This is a genomic window from Streptomyces sp. MRC013, assembly GCF_023614235.1.
Taxonomy (GTDB): domain Bacteria; phylum Actinomycetota; class Actinomycetes; order Streptomycetales; family Streptomycetaceae; genus Streptomyces.
In genome coordinates this window covers 185,353-203,972 of the sequence record NZ_CP094264.1, presented here as the reverse complement: position 1 = coordinate 203,972, position 18,620 = coordinate 185,353, and the positions used below count along the sequence as shown (strand labels likewise).

The following is an 18,620-nucleotide window of genomic DNA, read 5'->3' as shown; positions in this document are numbered from 1 at the left end:
GCCGTGCTCACCGGGGCGCTGCTCCGCTTCCTCGACCCGCTGGTGGGGGGCGACGACCGGGAGGGCTGGCCGTTCGGGCAGCCGCTGCGGCCCCCGGTCCTGCTGCGGGCCGCACGGCGCGCGCTGGGCGACCTCGCGGACGTCTCCGCCGTGGCGGTCGGTCTCGACGGGGCGCCCCCGTCGAGACCTGCCGGGAAGTGCCGCTCGGACCCGGCGAACTGCCCGTCCTGCGGGCGCTCCGCACCCGGATCGTGCCCGCCCCCGACCCCGGGGAGGGGCTCGTATGACCGGCGAGGTGTGGTGGGAGAGGGCCGCGCGCGGGGGACCCGGGGAGGGCCGGATGGTCCCGGACCCCGGACCGGCCGGCGTCCGGCCCGAGCTGATCGACGCGACCCGCGAGGCGGTCCGGGCCGGCGTGCGCGACCGGATCGCGGGCTACACCCCGGACTGGACCGACCCCGACCGCCGGGACGCCGGGGTCGCGCTCGTCCGCCTCTTCGGCGTCCAGGCCGAACCCGTGCTGGCACGGGTCAACCGGCTGCCGGAGAAGGTGCTGGCCGAACACCTGGCGACGGCGGGGGTGCGGCGGCGCCCGGCGGGGGCGGCGACCGTCCTGCTGGAGTTCACCGTGAACCCGCCGGACGGCGCCTCCGTCCTCGTGCCGGCCGGGTTCCGGAGCGCGGCGTCCGGGCCGGCCGGGCAGGTGGTGTTCGAGACGGACCGGGACCTGTACGCCACCCCGGCCGCCCTCGGCGCCCTCGCCGTGCAGGAGGGCGGCACCCTGGAGGCCCTGCCGCTGGGCCCGGCGGGTCCCGGCCGCCCGTTCGCGCCGTTCGGCCGGGACCCGCTGCCCGGCGACGGCCTGTGGATCGGGCTCACCGGGACGGCCGCCCCCCACCCGGCCCTCTCGCTGGGCTTCGAGGTGGCCGCCGCCCCGCCCGCGCCCGCGGCCTCGGGCGGGGCCGCGCCCCGGACGCCCGACCCCGCGCCGCCGCTGCGCTGGGAGGTGCTGGACGGCGCGCGCCTCGTCCCCGCCGAGCCGGTGCGCGACTCCACGGGCGGGCTCCGCGCGAGCGGGACCGTGGAGCTGCGGGTCCCGCGCTCCTGGGCGCCGGGCAGCCCGCCCGGCGCCCGGCCGGGGCCCCCGCTGCGCTGGTTGCGCCTGCGGGTCGCGCACGGTGCCTCCGGCGGACCCGCGCCGCTCCTGTCCGGGCTGCGGCTGAACACGGTCCCCGCCACGGCCGCCCGCACGGTCGGGGACGAGCCGCTGCGGCCGGTCCAGGACACCGGGGGCGGCGGGCCCCGCCGCATGAGGCTCAGCCAGGTCCCCGTCCTGGAGGGCTCGGTGGTCATCGAGGTCGACGACGACCCCGGCGCCGACGTGTTCGGCACCACGGCCGGCTCCGCCTCCCGCTGGCGGGAGGTGGAGAGCCTGACCGCCCACGGCGCCGACGACCGCGTCTTCACCGTCGACCACGCGAGCGGTGAGGTCGCCTTCGGCGACGGCGTCCACGGCGCGGCGGTGCCGTCCGGCTTCCGCAACGTCCGAGCCGTCCGCTACCGCGTGGGCGGCGGCGCCGTGACCGTGCGGGCCGGCGCCGTCGGCTCCGTGGTGACCGCCCTGCCGCACGTCGTCGGCGTCACCAACCCCTTCCCCTCCTCGGGAGGCGCGGACGCCGAGCCCGACGCCGCCGCGGTGCTCCGGGGCGTCGGCGAACTGCGCGCCCGCGGCCGGGCCGTCGCACCGGCCGACTACGGCCTGCTGGCCACCCGGGCGCCCGGCGCCCCGGTGGCCCGCGCCCGGGGCGTGCCCGGCCTGCACCCGGACTTCGCCGGGGTGCCGATCCCCGGCGTCGTGGGCGTCCTCGTCGTACCGCCGGGCGGCGACGGCGGCGGGCCGCCGGTCCCCACCGCCGCGACGCTGCGGGCCGTCGCCGACTTCCTGACCCGCGAAGCCGCCCCCGCCGGGGTCACCGTGGTCGCGGCGCCCCCCGCGGTACCGCCGCGTCGCCGTCGAGTCGCGGATCGCCCTCGACCCGGACCTCGACCGCGCCGCGGTCCTGGCGAGGGCGGGCGACGCGGTGCGCGCCCACCTGGACCCGCTGCACGGCGGGGAGGACGGCGCCGGCTGGCCCTTCGGCGGCACGCTGCGGCACGCCCCGCTGGTCCGGCGCCTCCTCGCGGTCGACGGGGTCCTGGCCGTCCCCCGGCTCTCGTTCACCGTCGACGGCGTGCGGCTGCCGGCCTGCACCGACCACGCGATCGGGCCCCACGAACTGGTCTGGCCCGAGCGTCCGCTGCTGATCCCCGCAGGAGACCCGCCGTGACGTGCACCCCGTCCCCCGCGACCTTCCGCCTCCTCGACGCGTACGTCGGCTGGGACGAGGCCCCCCGCCGGGCACGGGCCGGGCACGGAGGGCGTCGTCGGGTTCGACGACCCGGCCGGGATCCGGCTCGCCCGTCCCGGCCCCGCTCCGGAGGGCCCCACCAGGGCCGGGCTGCTGCCGTGGTTCCCCGACCCGCGTCTGGCGCCCGGACGCGGACCGCGCGCCTGGTACCTGCTCGTCCCCGGCGAGCGGCTGCTGCTGCGCCGCGACGCGTGCACCGGCGCCTTCACACCCGTGCGGCCGCCCGGCCCGTACGCGCCGCGGAAACCCGTCTCCGTCGCCGCGCGCGGGCACCGGCTGGCCGTGGTGGGCTCCGACCGGGTGCTGGTGTGGCGCCCGGAGGGCGCCCGGCTCGCCGGGGTGATCCGGGTGCCGCGACCCCGGTGGGCCGCGATGGCGCCGGGCGACGAGGTCCTGGTCGCCTGCCGGGGCGGGGCCGACCTGCGCCGGTTCGACTCGGCGGGCGGCTTCCGCGGCGTGCTGCGCACCGGCGTCCGGGGCGAGGTCGTCGGCCTGCGCACCGGACCGGAGCGGACGGTGTGGCTGCTCACCGACGACGGCACCCGGCTGAGGATCCACCGCGGCGGCCACGGCCGGCCCTTCCGCGCCGCCACCGCGGACGAGCTGGCCGCGGCGCTGCCGCCCTCCGCCCTCACCGCGGCCGGCGAGGAGGGCTTCCGCCTGGACGAGAACGGCCCGGACGGTCCGGAGACCCGCTGGTACACCTGGCGGGGCCTGCCCCGCGACGCCGCGCCGCAGGCGCCCGGCGCGTACGTGACCGGAGGCTCGTACGCCACCGCCCTGATCGACAGCGGCATCCCGCGCTGCCGCTGGCACCGCGTCCGCCTCGACGCCGACGTGCCGTCCGGCACGTCGGTCCGCACCGAGATCGTGGTGACCGAGGACGGCCACCACGAGGAGAGCGACTGGCAGGCGGCCCCCCGGGGATCGTGGACTTCCTCGTCGACCAGCCGCCCGGCCGCTTCCTGAAGCTGAGGCTGCGGCTGTCGGGCGACGGCGGCGCGACCCCGGTCGTGCGCCGGATCCGGTTGGACTTCCCCCGGGCCACCAGCGCCGACCTGCTGCCCCCCGCCTTCCGCCAGGACCCCGCGGCCGACGATTTCACCGAGCGGTTCCTGTCGCTCTTCGACGCCGCCTTCGCCGAACTCGACCGGGTCGTCGAGCGGTACCCGGCCCTCCTCGACCCCGAGGGCGTCCCCGACCGCGTGCTGCCCTGGCTCGCCGGGCTGCTGGGCCTGTCGTTCGAGGCGGGCTGGGACGCGCGCACCAGGCGCGCGCTGTTGGCCGCCGCGCCCGAGCTGTACCGGCGCCGGGGCACGCCGTGGGCGCTGCGGGAGGCGGTGCGCATCGTGTTCGGGGCGGCCCCGGTCGTCGAGGAGGCGGCCGCCGACCGCCGCTGGGCGCGGCTGCGGGCGGACGCCGGCCGCGCCGGGCCGGGACGGGGGCCGGAACGGGACGGGGGCCTCGGCTCCGTACGGCTGTTCGGCCGGTCGGCGAGTCGCTTCCGGGCCGGCGGCTCGGCCCTGGGCGCGGCGCCGCTGCGCGCGTTCGGGGACCCGGACGGCGACCCGCTCGCCGCGCACGCGCACCGGTTCCGGGTGCTCCTGCCCACCGGGCCGGCGGACGCGGGGGCGCTGCGGCGGCTGGTGGAGCGCCAGGCCCCCGCGCACACGGTGGGGGCGGTGCGGATCGGCGGCGCCGGCTTCGTCGTCGGTTCCCGGTCCGCGGTCGGCGTGGACACCGCGTTCGTCCCGCTGCCGCCGCCCGTGCTCGGCGGTTCGCTCAGGCTGGACCGCGACGGGGTGCTCTGGCCGGGACCTGCAGGATCACGCCGAGGGGTGGGTGTGGGAGTCGTCTCCGCCGTCGGTGTGCACACACGAGTGACGTGAGAGGACGGTCAGATGACGGAGTCGGGGACACCGGCGGCGGAGGGGTTCGACGCGCCGCCGCTGCGCAGGCTGCGCTACTTCCACGGCCAGATGCTGGGCGCCAGGGACTTCCGGCGCGAACAGGAGTACCACCGGGAGAAGGCGCGGCTGCGCGTGCGCAGCCTGCTCGGCTACGGCGTGGTGTGCGGCCTGCTCGTGGAGCCGGCGCCGCCGGACGGCGACTGCCCGTCCGGCGGCCACGGGCCCGCGGCGGACGGGCACCCGGCGGAAGCCGCCGGGCACCCGGCGGAGGCCGCCGGCTCCGCGCCGGCCGGGGAGGCGGCCGCGGGGCCCGAGCGCCCCCGCCACCGGGCCCGGGTGAGGCTCACCCCCGGCCTCGCCGTGGACTGCGAGGGCGACGAGGTCGTGGTGCGGGGCGGTCGCGTGATCGACCTGTGGAAGGCGCTGCCCCGCGACGAGCGGGACACCGACACGGTCTGGGTCGGCGTCCGCTACGCCGAACGGCCCGTCGAGGCCACCCGCGCCGTCCACGACGACGGCTGCGCGGACACCTCCGACTGCGAGTACGGCTGGACCGAGGAGTGCTACCGGATCTGCGTCACCGGGTGCGAACCGCCGGTGGACGAGCGCTGCGACACCTGCTGCCCGCGGTGCGCGCACAAGGTGCTGTGGCTGGCGCGGATCGACCGCGCGGACCGGTACGAGCCGGTGCGCCGGGACCGGATCCACATGGACGTGCGCCGTCCGTTCGGCCGCCACGTGCCCACGGTGATCACCGGGATCAACTGGATCCACGGACACACCTACACCGTCGACGAGGCCAGGGCGCTGCTCGGAACCCAGGACGAGGACGCCGGGCTGGTGGTGCGCTTCTCCGGCGACGTGCGCACCGACTCCCTGCGGCCCGGAGTGGTGGAGCTCCAGGTGATCGAGGGCGGCAGCGGCCGCAACGCCTCCACCTGGTACATGGGCGGCACGTTCGCCGAACCGGACGACGGGTGCGGCGAGTTCACCCGGCGGTTCCGCTACCGCCAGACCACGCGCGAGACGCTGCAGGACGGCGACCGCGTCATGGTCACCGTTCGTGCCGCGTTCGTCCTGGACCGCTGCCGCCGACCGGTCGACGGCACCCACGTCGGCGGGCGCGTACCCCTCCTCGATGCCCGCGCGGACGCGCCCGCGGCCCCCGGCGGAGGCGACCTCCCCCGTCGGGAACCGGTCCCTGGACGTCCGGCACCGGGGCGGGCGGGGACGTCTTCGAGAGCTGGTTCTTCGTGAAGGAGCGCTGATCATGCGAACAGACCGCGGATGCGGCTGCGGCTGCGGTGGTGACGCCACCCGGACCGCCGCCTTCGTGCGCCCGCGCTTCTTCGCGGGCCAACTGCTGACCGAGGACGACCTCGGCCTCCTGGTCGACTACACGACCGCGAAGAGCAGGCTGCACAACCGCTCCCTGCACGGGCCGGGCGTCGTCTGCGGCCTCGCCGTCACCTGCGCCCCCTGCGGCGGCGGAACCGTGTCGGTGCACCCCGGGCACGCGCTCGACTGCGCCGGGAACGACATCGTGGTGCCCTGCACCGAGCAGGTCGACGTGCGCGCCCTGGTCCGGGAACAGCGGATCGGCTCCCTCGGCGCGGACTGCGGCGAGGACTGCGACGACGAGGGCGGGCGCCGCTACGGCCTCTACGTGCGCTACCGGGAGCGCCCCGTCGAACCGGTGGCGCCGTACGCCACGGAGGAGCCCTGCCCCACGCCGGGCTGCGTGCCCTCCCGGATCCAGGAGGGGTTCCGCTTCGTCGTCAGGTGCGACGGCGCCGAGGACCACCGCCACAACCCCGGCACCCGGCTGCTCGCCGGCATCGGCGACCCCGCGCGGGCCGACCGGGCACGCGCCCGGGACCGGCGGCTCGGCCACTACCTCGACGCCCTGTCCGCCGCCGCGGCCGGTACGGGCCGGACGTTCCGCCTCGACGCCGCCGACGCCGGGCGGTACGCCACGTCCCTGGCGTGGCTGCGGGAGAACGCGGCCGGCGAGGGCCCGCCGCCACCGCCCGCGGCCCGCGAGATGACCGAACACGTCCGCGCGCTCGCCAGTGCCGTGGCCCGGTTCGACACCCACGACGCGGCCGGACGGGACCGGCTCACGAGGGAGTACCCGGACCTCGCCACGGTCCGGGAGGCCCGGGGCGTCCTGGGCGCGGCGTGCGACCGGCTCGGCGGCACCGACACGGAGGAGGCGTGGCCCGACCTGCTGCACCGCACGCTCGCCCGCGCCGTCGTCACCGAGACGGCGGCCCGGATCGTACCGGAACGCGGCGACGCCGACGCGCCGCTGGAAGTGCGCCTGCTGGCCCAGGGCACACCGCTGAGCCACGCGCTGCGGGCGGAGTTCCGGGCGGACCTCGGCCTGGTCCGGGAGTGGCTGCTGTGCCGCCTGGACCGGGCGGACGGCAGCGGCGACTGCCGGCTGCGCGCGGAGGTCGCCGCCGTCGACGCGCCGCCGCCGCTGCCGGTCCCGCCCCGGGACAGCGCGGAGAAGGCCACCGTCGCCGAGGTGCAGCGGATCGCCGAGGCGGCGGCGGCCCTGACCACCGCCCTGCGGCGCTTCCTGACCGACACGGCGTGCGCCACGCTCAACCCGCCCTGCGGCGACTGCGCGGACACCGACGTCCTCCTCGCCCACCTGGAACTGGACGGCTGCGACGTCGTACGGGTCTGCCCGGCCACCCGGGAGCAGGTGCTGCCGGGCGGCTCGGCGTACGGCGAGTGGCTGCCCAAGCTCTACCGGCTGCGGGAGCTGGCCGGACGGCTGTGCTGCCGCCCCGTGCCGCGGCACCGCGGGCCGGCGCTCCCCCCGGAGGGCGACGTGGTGCGTCCGTACGCCGAGGGACTGCTCGGCGACTGGCCGCGCACCGGGGACCTGGAGGAGATGCTGTCCCTGCTCCTCACCCCCGCACCCGGGGAGACGCCGCCCAAGGCGCTGCACGAGCAGGTCTACACGACGCCCAGCGAAGTGACCGACGGCATGCGCGAACTGACCGCGCTGCGGACGCACGTCGCCGACCTGACAGCCGCACTGGAGGGTCTGCGCACCCAGCTGGCCGGCGCGCGGACCCAGCTGGCCCGGCTCCGAAAGCAGGTCCCGGAACGGCTCGGGCCGCGCCTCGCGGAACTCGAGGGGTCATCGGGCCGGGCGCCCGGCGGGGAACCGCCCGGTGCGCCGGACGGGACCGCGGGAGAGCCGCCGGGCCGGGAGGGGACCGCGGGACCCCCGGCCGGGCGCACCCGCTCCTCCCGTAACCGGAAGTCCGGGGAGGCGCCGTGACCGGCCCGCTGCGCCCCGCCTTCCACGAGGGCCAGGTACTGTCCGCCGCGGACCTGACCGCCACCGTGGAGTACGCGCGCGGCCTGGCCGTCCGGCACGCGCGGCACCTCCACGAGTGGGGTGTCGCCGAAGGGCTCGGCCTGGCCGCCGAGCCCCGCACCGACCCGCTGACCGGCGCCCGTCACGTCGGGGTGAGCGTGGCGCCGGGGGTCGCCGTCGACGGCACCGGCCGCGAGGTGGTCGTCACCGAACCGGTCGTGCTGCGCGAGAGCGACTTCGAGGAGGTCAACGGCGCGGACCGGCCCACGGACGAGCCCTACCCGGTCTTCCTCACCGCCGCCGACCGGAGGCCGGACCGCGCCCGGACCCCCGTCCCCTGCGCCGGCGGCGCCGCCGGGACGCGCGTGGAGGAGTCGTACCGGATCCTCTTCGGGCGCCTCGGCGACGAGCGGCTGGTCGAGGAGCAGCGGCCGCCCGCGACCGGCGCCGCGCCGGCCGCCCCGCCCGACCGCTGGCTCGTCCTGCTCGGCTACGTCCGCTGGACGGACGGCCGCTTCAGCGGCGTGGAGACCAGGGCGCGCGGAGTGGGGGTGCGCTTCACGGGCGTGCGCGCGGACACCGTCGCGGCCCGGTCGGGCTCGCTGACCCTGCGGACGGGCACGGCGGCCCGCGAGGGCGAACCCGCGCTCGTGCTGTCCGGCGGCGAGCAGCCGAGCCTGGTCTTCGGCCTGTACCGGGGCGGCGGCGCGGTCGCCCCGCTGATGACCGTCGCGGCCAACGGCAACCTCACCGTCGAGGGCGGCTTCAGCGGCCGGATGCCGGCCGGCGGCACACCGGCGGTCTCCGGCACCGCCACCGACGGGATGCTGCTGCCGCTGCCCTCCGGCGTCACCCCGCAGCAGGTCGCCGACGGGCGGGTCGCGGTCCACGTGCTGCTGACCCCGCGCACACCACCGCCCGCCACGGACTCCACGCTGGTCAGCACGGTGGAGGCCGCGGTGGACGGTGACCGCAGGGTCAGGTGCCGGATGCGCCTGTACGATCCGCTGGCGACCCCGGCCGGGGTCGCCGAACGGCCCGGGGTCGTCGACTTCCTCGTCCTGGCGACGGTCGCGGCCGCGAACGGAGGCGGCTGACGATGGCCCTCACCGTGGTGTACGCGGCCGGCACCGGCCACGTCGTGGGCGCGCTGGCCCTGACCGGCGCCGAGGCCCCGGCCGACGCGGCCGCGCTCGTGGGGCGCGCGCTGCCGCTGCGCGTCCCCCTCGGCGGCGGCCGCACCGCCGTCCTCCCGCTGGGCGCCGGGGAGCTCGCCGTGGCGGCCGTGGACGAGGAACCGGCCGCCCTCGCCGACCCGCTGGCCTTCGGAGTCGGGCTGACCGCCGAGGGCGCGCCCCGGCCCGCGCTGCTGCGCCTGGCCGAGTGGAGCGGCGACGGCGTCGCGCTGGCGGCGGACGGCCTCACCGTCGCCGTCCGGGTCGCGGCGGCCCGGCCCGCCCGGGTGGTCGCCCTGGTCGCCGACGACCGGGACACCCGGGTGCTCGCCGGGGAGCTCCCCGCCGGACAGGACCGGGTGAAGCTGCCCGTGGCCCTCGACGCGGGTGGCGCGTACGGCGTGCTGGTCCTCGTGGAGGGGTGGGCGGGCCGCCTGGAGAGGGCGGAGGCGACGTGACCGCGCCCGCCTCGCCGGCCGCGGGGGAGACCGGCGAGGTCACCGTGCGCCGGTGCACGGTGACGGTGGTGCGGAGCGGCGGATGGAGCTGGGGGCCCGACCCGCACGGCCTGGTGCAGCGGGTGGTCGACGCCCTCCCGGAACTGCTGGCCGACCACTTCGCGCGGCAGCTGGCCGGCGACGGACCGGACGTGGAGATCACCGAACCGGTGACCGTCACCGTCCGCCCGGGCGGACCCGGGTGGCCCGGCCGGGCCCACGCCCCCGCCGAGGTCCGCTTCGAACCGGCCGCGGGGGCGCCGGACCCGGGCGGGGCGCCCCCCGGCACGGTGCCGTTCGGGGAGTCCCTCGCCGCGGCGGACCCCAGGACCGTGCCCGGGGCCGCCGCGCTCTTCGGCGAACTCGCCGAGCGGGGCGAACTGGACGCGCTGCTCGCGCTGCTGCCCGGGGAATCGCTCCGGCTGTACGCGTCCGCCCTGCTCGACGCGGGCGACCCGGCGGCCGCCCGGCTGCGCGCGGAGCTCGCCCGGCGCACCCGCCCCGGCGGGCGGCCCGGACCGCCCGCCGGGCACGCCGGGCCGGCCGGCCGCGAGGAGGCGGCCCGGCCGGGGGCCGGGCCGGCCGGCCCGCACGACCGCCCGCCCGGGGGCCGGCCCCCCGGGCGGGCGCCGCCGGCGAGGTGCGGGTGCGGTCCGTGCTGCCGTTCCTCCTCGCCGGCCCCCTGGCGCGGATCGGGTACCTCGACGCGCTCGGCCCGGCCCTGGCCGGCGCCGAACTGGCGGAGGACCTCCCGTTGTTCGCCGCGGCCCTGGCGTACAAGGTCCTGGGCGCCACCGCGCGCGGCTGGCGCCGCGGGGAGGGGGACGGCGAGGCGGCCGCCGCCTTCGCCGGGCTCCGGCCCCCCGTCCACGAGGAGGAGCTGACCGCGTTCGCCCGCGCCGTGCGCCCCGCGCTGCCGGTCCTCGACGGCGTCCTCGCGCTCGCGGTGTGCCGCGGTCACGATCCCGCCGACCCCCTCCTGCTCACCGGGGCCGACGGGCTCCTCCTCGTCGACGCACGGGGCGTGTTCCCGATCGCCTGGGCGGCGGACGCCGCGGCGCTGCTGCCGTACTGGCGCCACTGCGGGCGGCCGCCCGTGCTGGTCTGCGACGGCCCCCTGCCCCCCGGTACCCTGCGCGAACTGGCCTCGGCGGACGTGCCGTTCCTCACCGGCGTACGGCCGCTGCGCGGCGACCCGGCCACACGGCTGCCCTGGCGCACGCCGCTGTGGACGGGCACCGCGGGGCGAGGGCCGGACCTGCGCCTCGCCGCCGAACTGCCGGGCCACGCCGACCGGCTCGCGGGCCTGGTCGCCGCCCTGGTCGCCGAGCGCCGGGCGGTGCCGCTCGCCCGGTACGGCGAACTGGAGCGCACCGTCACCCTGGCCGCCGCCCTGGGCCTGTCCACGATCGCCTGGACGCTCTGGCGCGACCGCGAGACCCCCGACCCCCTGCTGGCCCTGGACCGCTTCGCCGACCTGGAGGCGACCGTCCGGTTCGAGTCCGCCGCCGTCCGGGTGCGCGTCCCGATGGGGCGGCGCCACGCGGACCTGCTGCGCGGCGGGCTGCTCGCCGACGTGCCCGACGTGGCCTGGCTGGGCGGCCGGACCCTGACGTTCTCGGGAGGATGAGGTCCGTGGGCGACCCGGCGCTGGAGCACCTGCGGATCCGCCTCGCGGACGTCCACCGGGCGCTGCGGGCCGCCGTCGGGCGGCAGGCGCGGATCGCGGCCCGGCTCACCCGGCCGGATCTCACGCCGTACTGCGTGACCGACGAGCAGGTCGGCGTGCTCCTCGCCGAGGTGGCCGCCTCCGCCGACGCGATGACCGGGCCGCACCCGCCCCGCCGGCCCGAGCCGGAGGCCGAACTGGTCCTGAGGCGGCGGGCGTCGGCCGAGGGCAGGACCCTGCCGCTGGACGCCCTCGCCGCCCGGTTCGGCCTGACCCGCCCGGAGCAGGACGCGCTGCTGCTGGCCGCCGCACCCGAACTGGACCGGGGCTACGAGCGGATCTACGCCTACGTCGTGGACAACCTCAACCGGCGGCTGCCGAGCGTGGAACTGCTGGTCGCGGTCGGGGCGCCGGGCGACGACGGCACCGGGACCGCGGCGGGGGAGCCGAACACGGCCGCCCGCCTCGCCCTGCGCCGCGCGCTCGGGCCCGCCGGGCCGCTGCGCCGGTACGGCCTGCTGCGCCCCCACGGGCAGGCCCCGGTCGAACTCGCCCAGGAGCTCCTCCCGGGCCCCGGGGTGGTGGACTTCCTGCTGGGCTGGGTCACCGACGCCGGCCTGCTCGGCCACGACCCCGGCGAGGTCGCCCCTCCGGACCCGCGCCTCCTCGCCCCGCACCTGTCCTCGGACCGGCTCACCCGCCTCGGCCGCGCCCTGGGCGCGGGCGCCGTGGACCTCGTCGGGCTGTGGGGCTGCTCGCCCGACGGCCGGCACGACGCCGTGCAGGCCCTGGCCCGGGTGGCCGGAGCACCGCTGCGGACCCTGACCGAGGACCCCGAGGCCGACCTGCGGACGGCCGCCGCGCTGGGCGCGGTGCTGTGGATCCCCACCGACGGCCTGCACGGCGAACCGCGGCGGCAGGACGCCGACGGGGTGGTCGCCGCGCTGCTCCGCTCCCGCGTGCCGGTGTGCCTGACCGGTCTTCGACCCTGGCGCCCGACGCCCCTGCTCGCCGCCCGCGCGTACGCCGAGCTCGCCCTCTCCGCACCGGGGTTCGCCGAGCGGCGGGCGATGTGGTCGGCCGCCCTCCCGGACCTGGACGGCCCCCTCCTGGAGGACCTCGCCGCACGGTACCGGATGAGCGGGGGCGAACTGCGGGCCGTGGCGTCGGTCGCGGAGGCCGGGGCGCGCCTGGTCGGCGGGGGCCGCCCCGAACCGGTCGCCGGCCACGTCGGATCCGCCATCGCCGCCGTCACCCGGGGGCGCAGCGGCAGCGCCGTGCGCTCGATCGCGCCCCGGCGCACCGTGGACGACCTGGTGCTGCCCGACGTCCAGTTCCAGCAGATCCTGGAGATCGCCTCGGCGTTCCGCGCCTGGCCCCGGATCGCCGAGACCTGGGGCTTTGCCCGCCGTTCGGCGCACGGCGGGGTCAAGGCGCTCTTCACCGGCGAGCCGGGCACCGGCAAGACCATGAGCGCCGAGATCGTCACCGGCATGCTGGGCCTGGAGCTGCTCAAGGTGGACCTGGCCCAGGTCGTCTCCAAGTGGGTGGGGGAGACGGAGAAGAACATGGAGACCGCGTTCCGGCAGGCCGAGGAGAGCCACGCGGTACTGCTCTTCGACGAGGCCGACGCCCTGTTCGGCAAGCGCGGCGACGTCAAGCACGGCACCGACCGGTACGCCAACCTGGAGGTCGGCTACCTCCTCCAGCGCCTGGAGGCGAGCGACGGCCTGGTGATCCTCACCAGCAACCTGAAGGACAACATCGACCCGGCGTTCACCCGGCGCTTCCACTTCGTGGTCCACTTCCCCCGCCCCGGCGTGGCCGAGCGGCGCAGGCTGTGGCGGCTGGCCTTCCCCGGGAGGCCCCGCTCGCCGCCGACGTGGACCTCGACGCGCTGGCCCGCCTCGACATGACGGGCGCCGGCATCGCGGCGGCGGCCCGCACCGCCGCCCTGGCCGCGGCGGACGGCGGCGGCGACGCGATCGGCATGCGGCACGTCGTACGCGGCGTGGTGCGCCAGTTCCAGCGCGAGGCCCGCCTGCTGCGCCCGTCCGAGCTCGGCCCCCACGCCCATCTGCTCGACGCCGTACCGGAGGGGTGAGGCCGTGGCCACCGCCACGCCCCGGCGAAGCCACCGACCGACTTCGAGCGCCTCCCGGCGGCGGACCGGGGCCGGGCGGGCGGCGCGGCGGTGGCGGGCGCGGCGGTGGCGGGCCGGTCCCGTCCGGTCGCGGTCCGCGGGCACGGCGGCGACGCGCGGCCGAAGGCCGTTCAGCGCTCCCGGGACGCCGCTCTCCGCGACAGTTCCCGGACCCGTTCCAGCGCCGCGCGCGCCTGCTCCACTTCCCCGAGGTCCACCGAGCCGGCGCCCCGGTTCCACGGCTGGTGGAGCTCCTCCTCAAGCCGGCGGAGGTCGTCGGCGTGCACCTCGTGCAGGACCGCGAGCAGGGACGGGCCGCAGCGCGTCGCCTCGGTGTCCCGCAGCTCGCTGTACGGGTAGGCCGCCGCGCGGAGGCAGAAGACCGTGGGGCGGCCGGCCCGGAGCTCCCCGACGCGATAGCAGAGGACCCGGTCGTCCTCGCCGGCCTCGACGCCGGGGATCTGCGCGAGCGGCACCAGGTCCGGATCGAGGGCCAGGACCAGCAGCTCGGTGTCGACGATCGGATCGAGGTCGTCGGCGGGACCGCCCCGGTCGGGCGGGACGGCCATCTGCCAGGGCTGGTTGGTGAAGCAGGCCAGCAGGTCGAGGGACCACAGCCCGGCGTCGACGATGGTGAGGACCTCTTCGGGGAAGTCGGTGCCGTAGCACTCGCGCAAGACCTCGCGCGCTCCCAGCCCGGTCCCGTACAGTGCCCGCGCCAGGCTCGCCATGGAGGCGTAGTCGTCGCGCGACGCCGCTTGCCGCAGGCGGTCGACGGACTCCGGGTTCACCGCGGTTCTCCTTCGTTCTGCGGAGCGTCCCTCACGGCATCGTCGAGGGCGGTACGGACACTCTCCCAGAACGTCTGCAGCTCGGGCGCGGTCATCGCCGTGACGATGTCCCGGGTCAGGTCCCGGGCCCTTTCGACGGCCTGTCTGCGCCGCGGGTCGCGCTGCTGCTTCGCCTGGCGGAGGAGCCGGTCGACGGCCGCCGCGAGCTGCTGCAGCTCCGCCTGCACGCGGTCGCTCCGCGTGGTCAGCCCGGGGTCGTCGGCCATGAGCATCGCGACGTTCTCGACGTGGACGAAGACGCTCTTCTGCAGGGCGAACCGCAGGTCCTTGGGCATCCCGGGATTCGCGTGGAAGTACTCCCGGGAGAGGGTGTGGGCGCTGGCGTACGACTGCGACTGGATGAGGAGCGCGTACATGCGGTGCGCGACGCGGACGGCCGCCTCCCCGCCGCCCTTCGTCCTCATCAGGCCCCTCTCGGCCAGGTGGACGCCCGACGGCCGTACGGTCAGGCCCCTGTCCTCGTCGCCGGGCTCCGGGCTCGTGGTGGTGGAGGCCTCGGGAGCGTAGGCGACGGTGAAGTCCTCGCCGAAGAGCTCCATGAGCCGGACACGGAGGTTGCGCCCCTCCGCCTGGCCGATCCCGTAGAGCCCGCCCTGGATCTGGCGCAGGGCGTGGACGCGGCTGTTCTGGAAGAGGCCGTCCGCCCGGCGGCGATCCCACGCCTTGACGAGCATGTTCGGCTCCGTCGGGTAGAGCATCTGCGGGAATTCCCTGCCGATCGCGACCCGGACGGTCCGGTCCAGCTCGTTGGCGAGCAGCGTGAGCTGCTTGGGGCGCTGGTCGCCCTCCGGGCTCCAGTCGAAGCCCTTGAAGTGGTAGCCGCCGATCGTGATCAGCGGGTGGCTCTCCATCGCCCGGAGGACCTGCCGGTACGCGGCGAGGACGCCGGTGGTCTCGGACACCGCGGCCCCGGTGTCGGCGTCCTGGCCCAGGATGTGGACCTGGTCGTTCGCCTGCGACAGGATCGCCACCGCCTCGCGGGTGTACGAGGAGTTCATCACCTGCTCGCGGAAGAGCCCGTAGGGGAGGGCGCCCCTGTCGCGCAGGCCCTTCTCGTTCCGCTCGGCGATCGGTTTCTCCTCGGCGGTCAGCTCCCGGTACTTCCTGCGCACCTCGCCGATGGGCACCTCACGGCCGTCGCTGTGGAGCCACCTGGGCGTCCAGGTGAAGCCGAAGACGGCCATGATGAGCTTGACCGGCCGTTTGACCGAGTCGATGGCCTCGTTGAGGACCCTGCCGTCGTTCGTCGGGTCCAGGTGCTCGAACGTGTTGACGCCGACCACGACGGCGGTGCTCACCGCGCCGAAATGCCTGGTCTCGGGGTGCTTCCACGCCTCGTGCAGGTACCGGGCGGCCATGCCGGGATTCTTCTTCACCTCTCCGGGGACGGCCGCCATGTTGATGACGAAGCCGGCTCGGGAGTCGTTCCCCGTCATGGGGATCTTCCTGATCGGGTTGAGCTGGTCGACCACCTTCCCGTGCTTCCTGATCGCGAACCGGCCCTCGGCCGGGCCGATCCTGTACGGGAACCTGTCGCCCAGGTCCTCGACCGGGGTCTCCGCCTGCGGGTTGATGGACACCCTGACGCGGTACCTGCCCTCGGCGACCTTCTCGAGCCGGATCCGTGTGAGGCGGTGCCGCCGTTTGATGGCCGGAAGCCCGTGCCGTACGGATTTCACGGTGGCCGATTCCTCGTTGAGCAGGCGCGTCGCGTCACGCACCGCGGCGTCGAGGGCGTTCTTCTTCTGCTGCCCGGAGCGTTGGTCGGGACGCTGCTTCCTCGGGTCGCGCCCCCGACCCGGCCCGGGCCCGTGCCGGTCGGGCCTGCGCCGCCGGCCGGGACGCCCGCCCCTGCGGGGCCTGCCGGGACGGGGGCGGGCCGGGTGGCGCCCGGAGGGCTTCTCGCCGGACCTCGAACGGAGCCCGGCCCACAGCTTCTCGACCAGCCCGACGATCTTGTCGACGACCCGGTCCACCGCCCGGTCGACCGGGGCGGACAGCCGCTGGACGATCTGCCGCACCCGTGCGGCGACGCCGCCGACGCCCAGGACCGCCGCCAGGACGCCCAGCAGGACCGGGATCGAACGGGCCAGGGCGCGTTCGATCAGGGCGGGGACGCCGCCGCTGCCGCCCCGTGCGACGGCGATGACCGCGTCGAGGACCGCGTCGACGAAGTCGAAGATCTGGCGGGTCCGGGTGACGACGAACCGGATGAAGTCGATGATCAGCTTCACCGCCCGCACGAACGCGGACGCCGGGTTGAGCAGCGAGATCACCCACGTGACGCCGGCGACCACGATCGTCGGCGTGACGTAGGCGATGACGTCGTCGAGCAGCTTCTTCCTCAGGTCGCCGACGTGTGTCCTCAGGTCCTCCCACATCGCCGTGACGCCCCGTCTGCGGACGTCGGCGAGGAGGGGCACCCCCGTCTCGGCCGCCGCGACGGCCGGTTCGGGGACCTTGCGGGTGATCCGGGCACGGATGTTCCGCCACGACAGGCCGAGCAGCCCGGCGAGCATCTTCACCACGCCCCGGGTGTCGAACCTCGCGGGCAGTTCGAGACCCGCCTCGGCCGTCCTGCCCAGCAGCCAGGACAGGACGCCCTGCTGGAGGTGGCGGCCGATGTTCTGGAGGAACCTCCGCAGACCGGCTCCGACGGCGGAGACCAGGTTGCGCAGGAAGCCGACCGGGTCCTTGAGGATCAGCACGACGGCCTGGGCGGCCTTGGCGAGGACCGCCAGCAGCAGCCGCTTCAGTTCCAGGATCGTGTTGATCACCGCCTTGACCGCGTTCACGGCCTTGGCCACCAGCCCCTTGTTCTTCTCCTTCTCCGCGGCGATCTCGTCGTCGACCGACTTGAGCGCGTCGGTGTACTTCGTCGCCAGGGTGTCGACGAGCCGGGTGCCCTTGTCGTCCACGGCCCGGGTCAGTTCGCCGAACTTGTCGGCGAACTCGGCCGCCGCCTGCCGCCCGATGGTCCGCAGGTCGGCCGGGAGCCCGCGCACCGCGTCCCGCAGCTCGGCCCGGCCCTGGGCGATGCGCCGTTTGGCCCGGTTCAGCTCCGCGCCGATGGTGTCGGCGACCTCGGAGATCACCTGCCGCATCCGGCGCACGTAGTGGTCGCGGGCCTCCTCGAAGATCCTGTCGGCTTCGGCGGGCAGCCCCGCGAACAGGTCCCGCACCCAGCGCAGTTTGCCCGTGGCGCCCGAGTACCGGCGGTCCTTGTACTCGTCCATCTTCCGCCGGTGCTCGGCGGTGAACGCCTCCCGGGCGGCCTTCTCGCCCCGGCCGAACTGGTCGTCGACCAGTTTGTCGAGTCCGTCCAGGATCGCCTCGACGTCCTTCTTCATCGTGTCGAAGACGCCTTGCAGGACCGCCGTGACCTGGGCCCGCTTCTCCTCGTCCCGGCTCTTGGCCCCCTTCTTGCCCGTGTCGACCCGCTGCCCGGCGCGCACCCGCTCGGCGCCCATCGCGCCCATGGCGGCGGTGCCGAGCCGCTTCGCCTGCGCGGTGGAGGCGCGCAACTCGGCCGCCTCGTGCCTGCGCAGCCGCCCGGGGGCGGCGTCGGAGTGCCGCTCGGCGGCCCTCTTCGCGCCCAGGGCCCTGGTGAAGCCGGGTTCGTTGGACTTCCGCAGCTGCACCTCGGTGACCTGGGCGTCCGCCATCCGGCGGTCGACCTCGGCGGGGCCCGCCGACATGTCGGTGGCCGACGGCGGCAGCCTGTCCGGTACGGCCTGCGCGGGGTCCGGCGCGCCGGGAGCACCGGGAGGCCGGTCGGCGCTCATCGGTACGACCTTCTTGGGCACGGCCGCCGACGTGTCCGGCGGGGCGGCGGTCGTCGTGGCGATCTGCTCGGCCGAGTCCGACCTGCCCTCGCCGACCCTGTCGTGCACCTCCGCGCGGACCTCGTCCGCCTTGCCGGAGTCGGCGAACCTGTCCGCCTCGTCGAGGTTCTTCGGGGCCCTGTCCGCGATCGCCTTCTCGACCGCCCTGATGAAGGCGTCCTTGTCGAACTCCTTCGGCTCGGCCTCGTTCATCTTCTCGGCGTTGGCGGCCTTGCCCTGCGCCACCTCGTCGTCCCTGGGAGGCAGGGCCGCGTCCTGCGCCGCCGAGGCCTCGGCGCGCGGCGGCGGGTGCGAGGCGGCGAGCGAGCGCTTCTTGCGCCGCACGTCCTTCTTCAGGGAGGCGAACTTCGGATCCGCGTGGGGACCCGGCCGGCTCCCCGCCTTCCCGGCCTTCTCCGCCTTCCGCGCGGCGGCGGGGGCCGCCGGCGCCCCCGCGTCCCCGTTCCGTGCGGCCGGAGTCCCGTCCTCCCCGTCCCGTGCGGCCGAAGCCCCGTCCTCCCCGCCACGCGCCGGCGGGGCCGGGGCCGCCGGGGCCGCCGCGCCGCGGCCGGCCGCCGCGACGGCGCCGTTGCCGAGCAGGTCCTGGGCGTCGGCCGCCCGCCCCGGGAGGGGCGGGGCCGCCGCCCCTCCGGTTCCGCCCGCGAGGGCGGCCGTCACCGCAGCGTTGGACGGGATTCCCGGGAAGCGGGCGGGGACGGCCGCCTCCGGCCGCCGCCCCGCCGTCGCGGACACCGCCGCGGACGCCGGCCGTACGGCGAGAACCTTCGACGCTGGCACCG

General features: G+C 77.0%; 12 protein-coding genes and 1 pseudogene. 11 read left to right on the top strand and 2 right to left on the bottom strand.

The features are described 5' to 3' along the window. Positions 1-283: 283 nt before the first annotated feature. The 11 genes and pseudogenes from LUW75_RS00890 to LUW75_RS00840 all read left to right on the top strand — a co-directional run. A pseudogene (locus LUW75_RS00890) lies at positions 284-1,936 on the top strand (putative baseplate assembly protein); the annotation flags it as partial. Between the two features lie 145 nt (positions 1,937-2,081). Then, complete coding sequence (locus tag LUW75_RS00885) at positions 2,082-2,327, top strand: hypothetical protein (protein ID WP_250337786.1); 246 nt, start codon at positions 2,082-2,084, stop codon at positions 2,325-2,327. A gap of 294 nt (positions 2,328-2,621) precedes the next feature. Then, positions 2,622-3,377, top strand: a complete 756-nt coding sequence (locus LUW75_RS00880; protein ID WP_250337785.1) for a hypothetical protein — start codon at positions 2,622-2,624, stop codon at positions 3,375-3,377. Continuing rightward, positions 3,338-4,297, top strand: coding sequence for a phage tail protein I (locus tag LUW75_RS00875; protein WP_250337504.1), 960 nt, complete (start codon positions 3,338-3,340; stop codon positions 4,295-4,297). Before LUW75_RS00880 ends, LUW75_RS00875 begins: the two co-directional genes overlap by 40 nt. Before the next feature lie 12 nt (positions 4,298-4,309). Continuing rightward, the gene (locus LUW75_RS00870) at positions 4,310-5,575 is read left to right on the top strand and encodes a hypothetical protein (RefSeq protein WP_250333902.1); all 1,266 of its coding nucleotides are present in this window, start codon (positions 4,310-4,312) and stop codon (positions 5,573-5,575) included. 13 nt (positions 5,576-5,588) lie between these two features. Then, a complete protein-coding gene (locus LUW75_RS00865; RefSeq protein ID WP_250333901.1) occupies positions 5,589-7,622 on the top strand; it encodes a hypothetical protein in 2,034 nt (677 codons plus the stop codon). Further along, positions 7,619-8,758, top strand: a complete 1,140-nt coding sequence (locus LUW75_RS00860) for a hypothetical protein (protein WP_250333900.1) — start codon at positions 7,619-7,621, stop codon at positions 8,756-8,758. The genes LUW75_RS00865 and LUW75_RS00860 overlap by 4 nt, the downstream gene beginning before the upstream one ends. Before the next feature lie 2 nt (positions 8,759-8,760). Further along, positions 8,761-9,294, top strand: a complete 534-nt coding sequence (locus LUW75_RS00855) for a hypothetical protein (protein ID WP_250333899.1) — start codon at positions 8,761-8,763, stop codon at positions 9,292-9,294. A 694-nt stretch (positions 9,295-9,988) separates the two neighbouring features. After that, positions 9,989-10,963, top strand: coding sequence for a hypothetical protein (locus tag LUW75_RS00850; RefSeq protein WP_250333898.1), 975 nt, complete (start codon positions 9,989-9,991; stop codon positions 10,961-10,963). Positions 10,964-10,968: 5 nt separating this feature from the next. Beyond that, positions 10,969-12,918, top strand: a complete 1,950-nt coding sequence (locus LUW75_RS00845) for an ATP-binding protein (protein WP_250333897.1) — start codon at positions 10,969-10,971, stop codon at positions 12,916-12,918. Then, positions 12,885-13,106, top strand: coding sequence for a hypothetical protein (locus LUW75_RS00840; RefSeq protein ID WP_250333896.1), 222 nt, complete (start codon positions 12,885-12,887; stop codon positions 13,104-13,106). Before LUW75_RS00845 ends, LUW75_RS00840 begins: the two co-directional genes overlap by 34 nt. Before the next feature lie 170 nt (positions 13,107-13,276). On the opposite strand, the gene LUW75_RS00835 is transcribed toward LUW75_RS00840, so the two are convergent. Next, the gene (locus LUW75_RS00835) at positions 13,277-13,936 is read right to left on the bottom strand and encodes a hypothetical protein (RefSeq protein ID WP_250333895.1); all 660 of its coding nucleotides are present in this window, start codon (positions 13,934-13,936) and stop codon (positions 13,277-13,279) included. Further along, positions 13,933-18,618: a hypothetical protein gene (locus LUW75_RS00830; protein WP_250333894.1), complete on the bottom strand. Its 4,686-nt coding sequence runs from the start codon at positions 18,616-18,618 to the stop codon at positions 13,933-13,935. Before LUW75_RS00830 ends, LUW75_RS00835 begins: the two co-directional genes overlap by 4 nt. Positions 18,619-18,620: the final 2 nt, after the last annotated feature.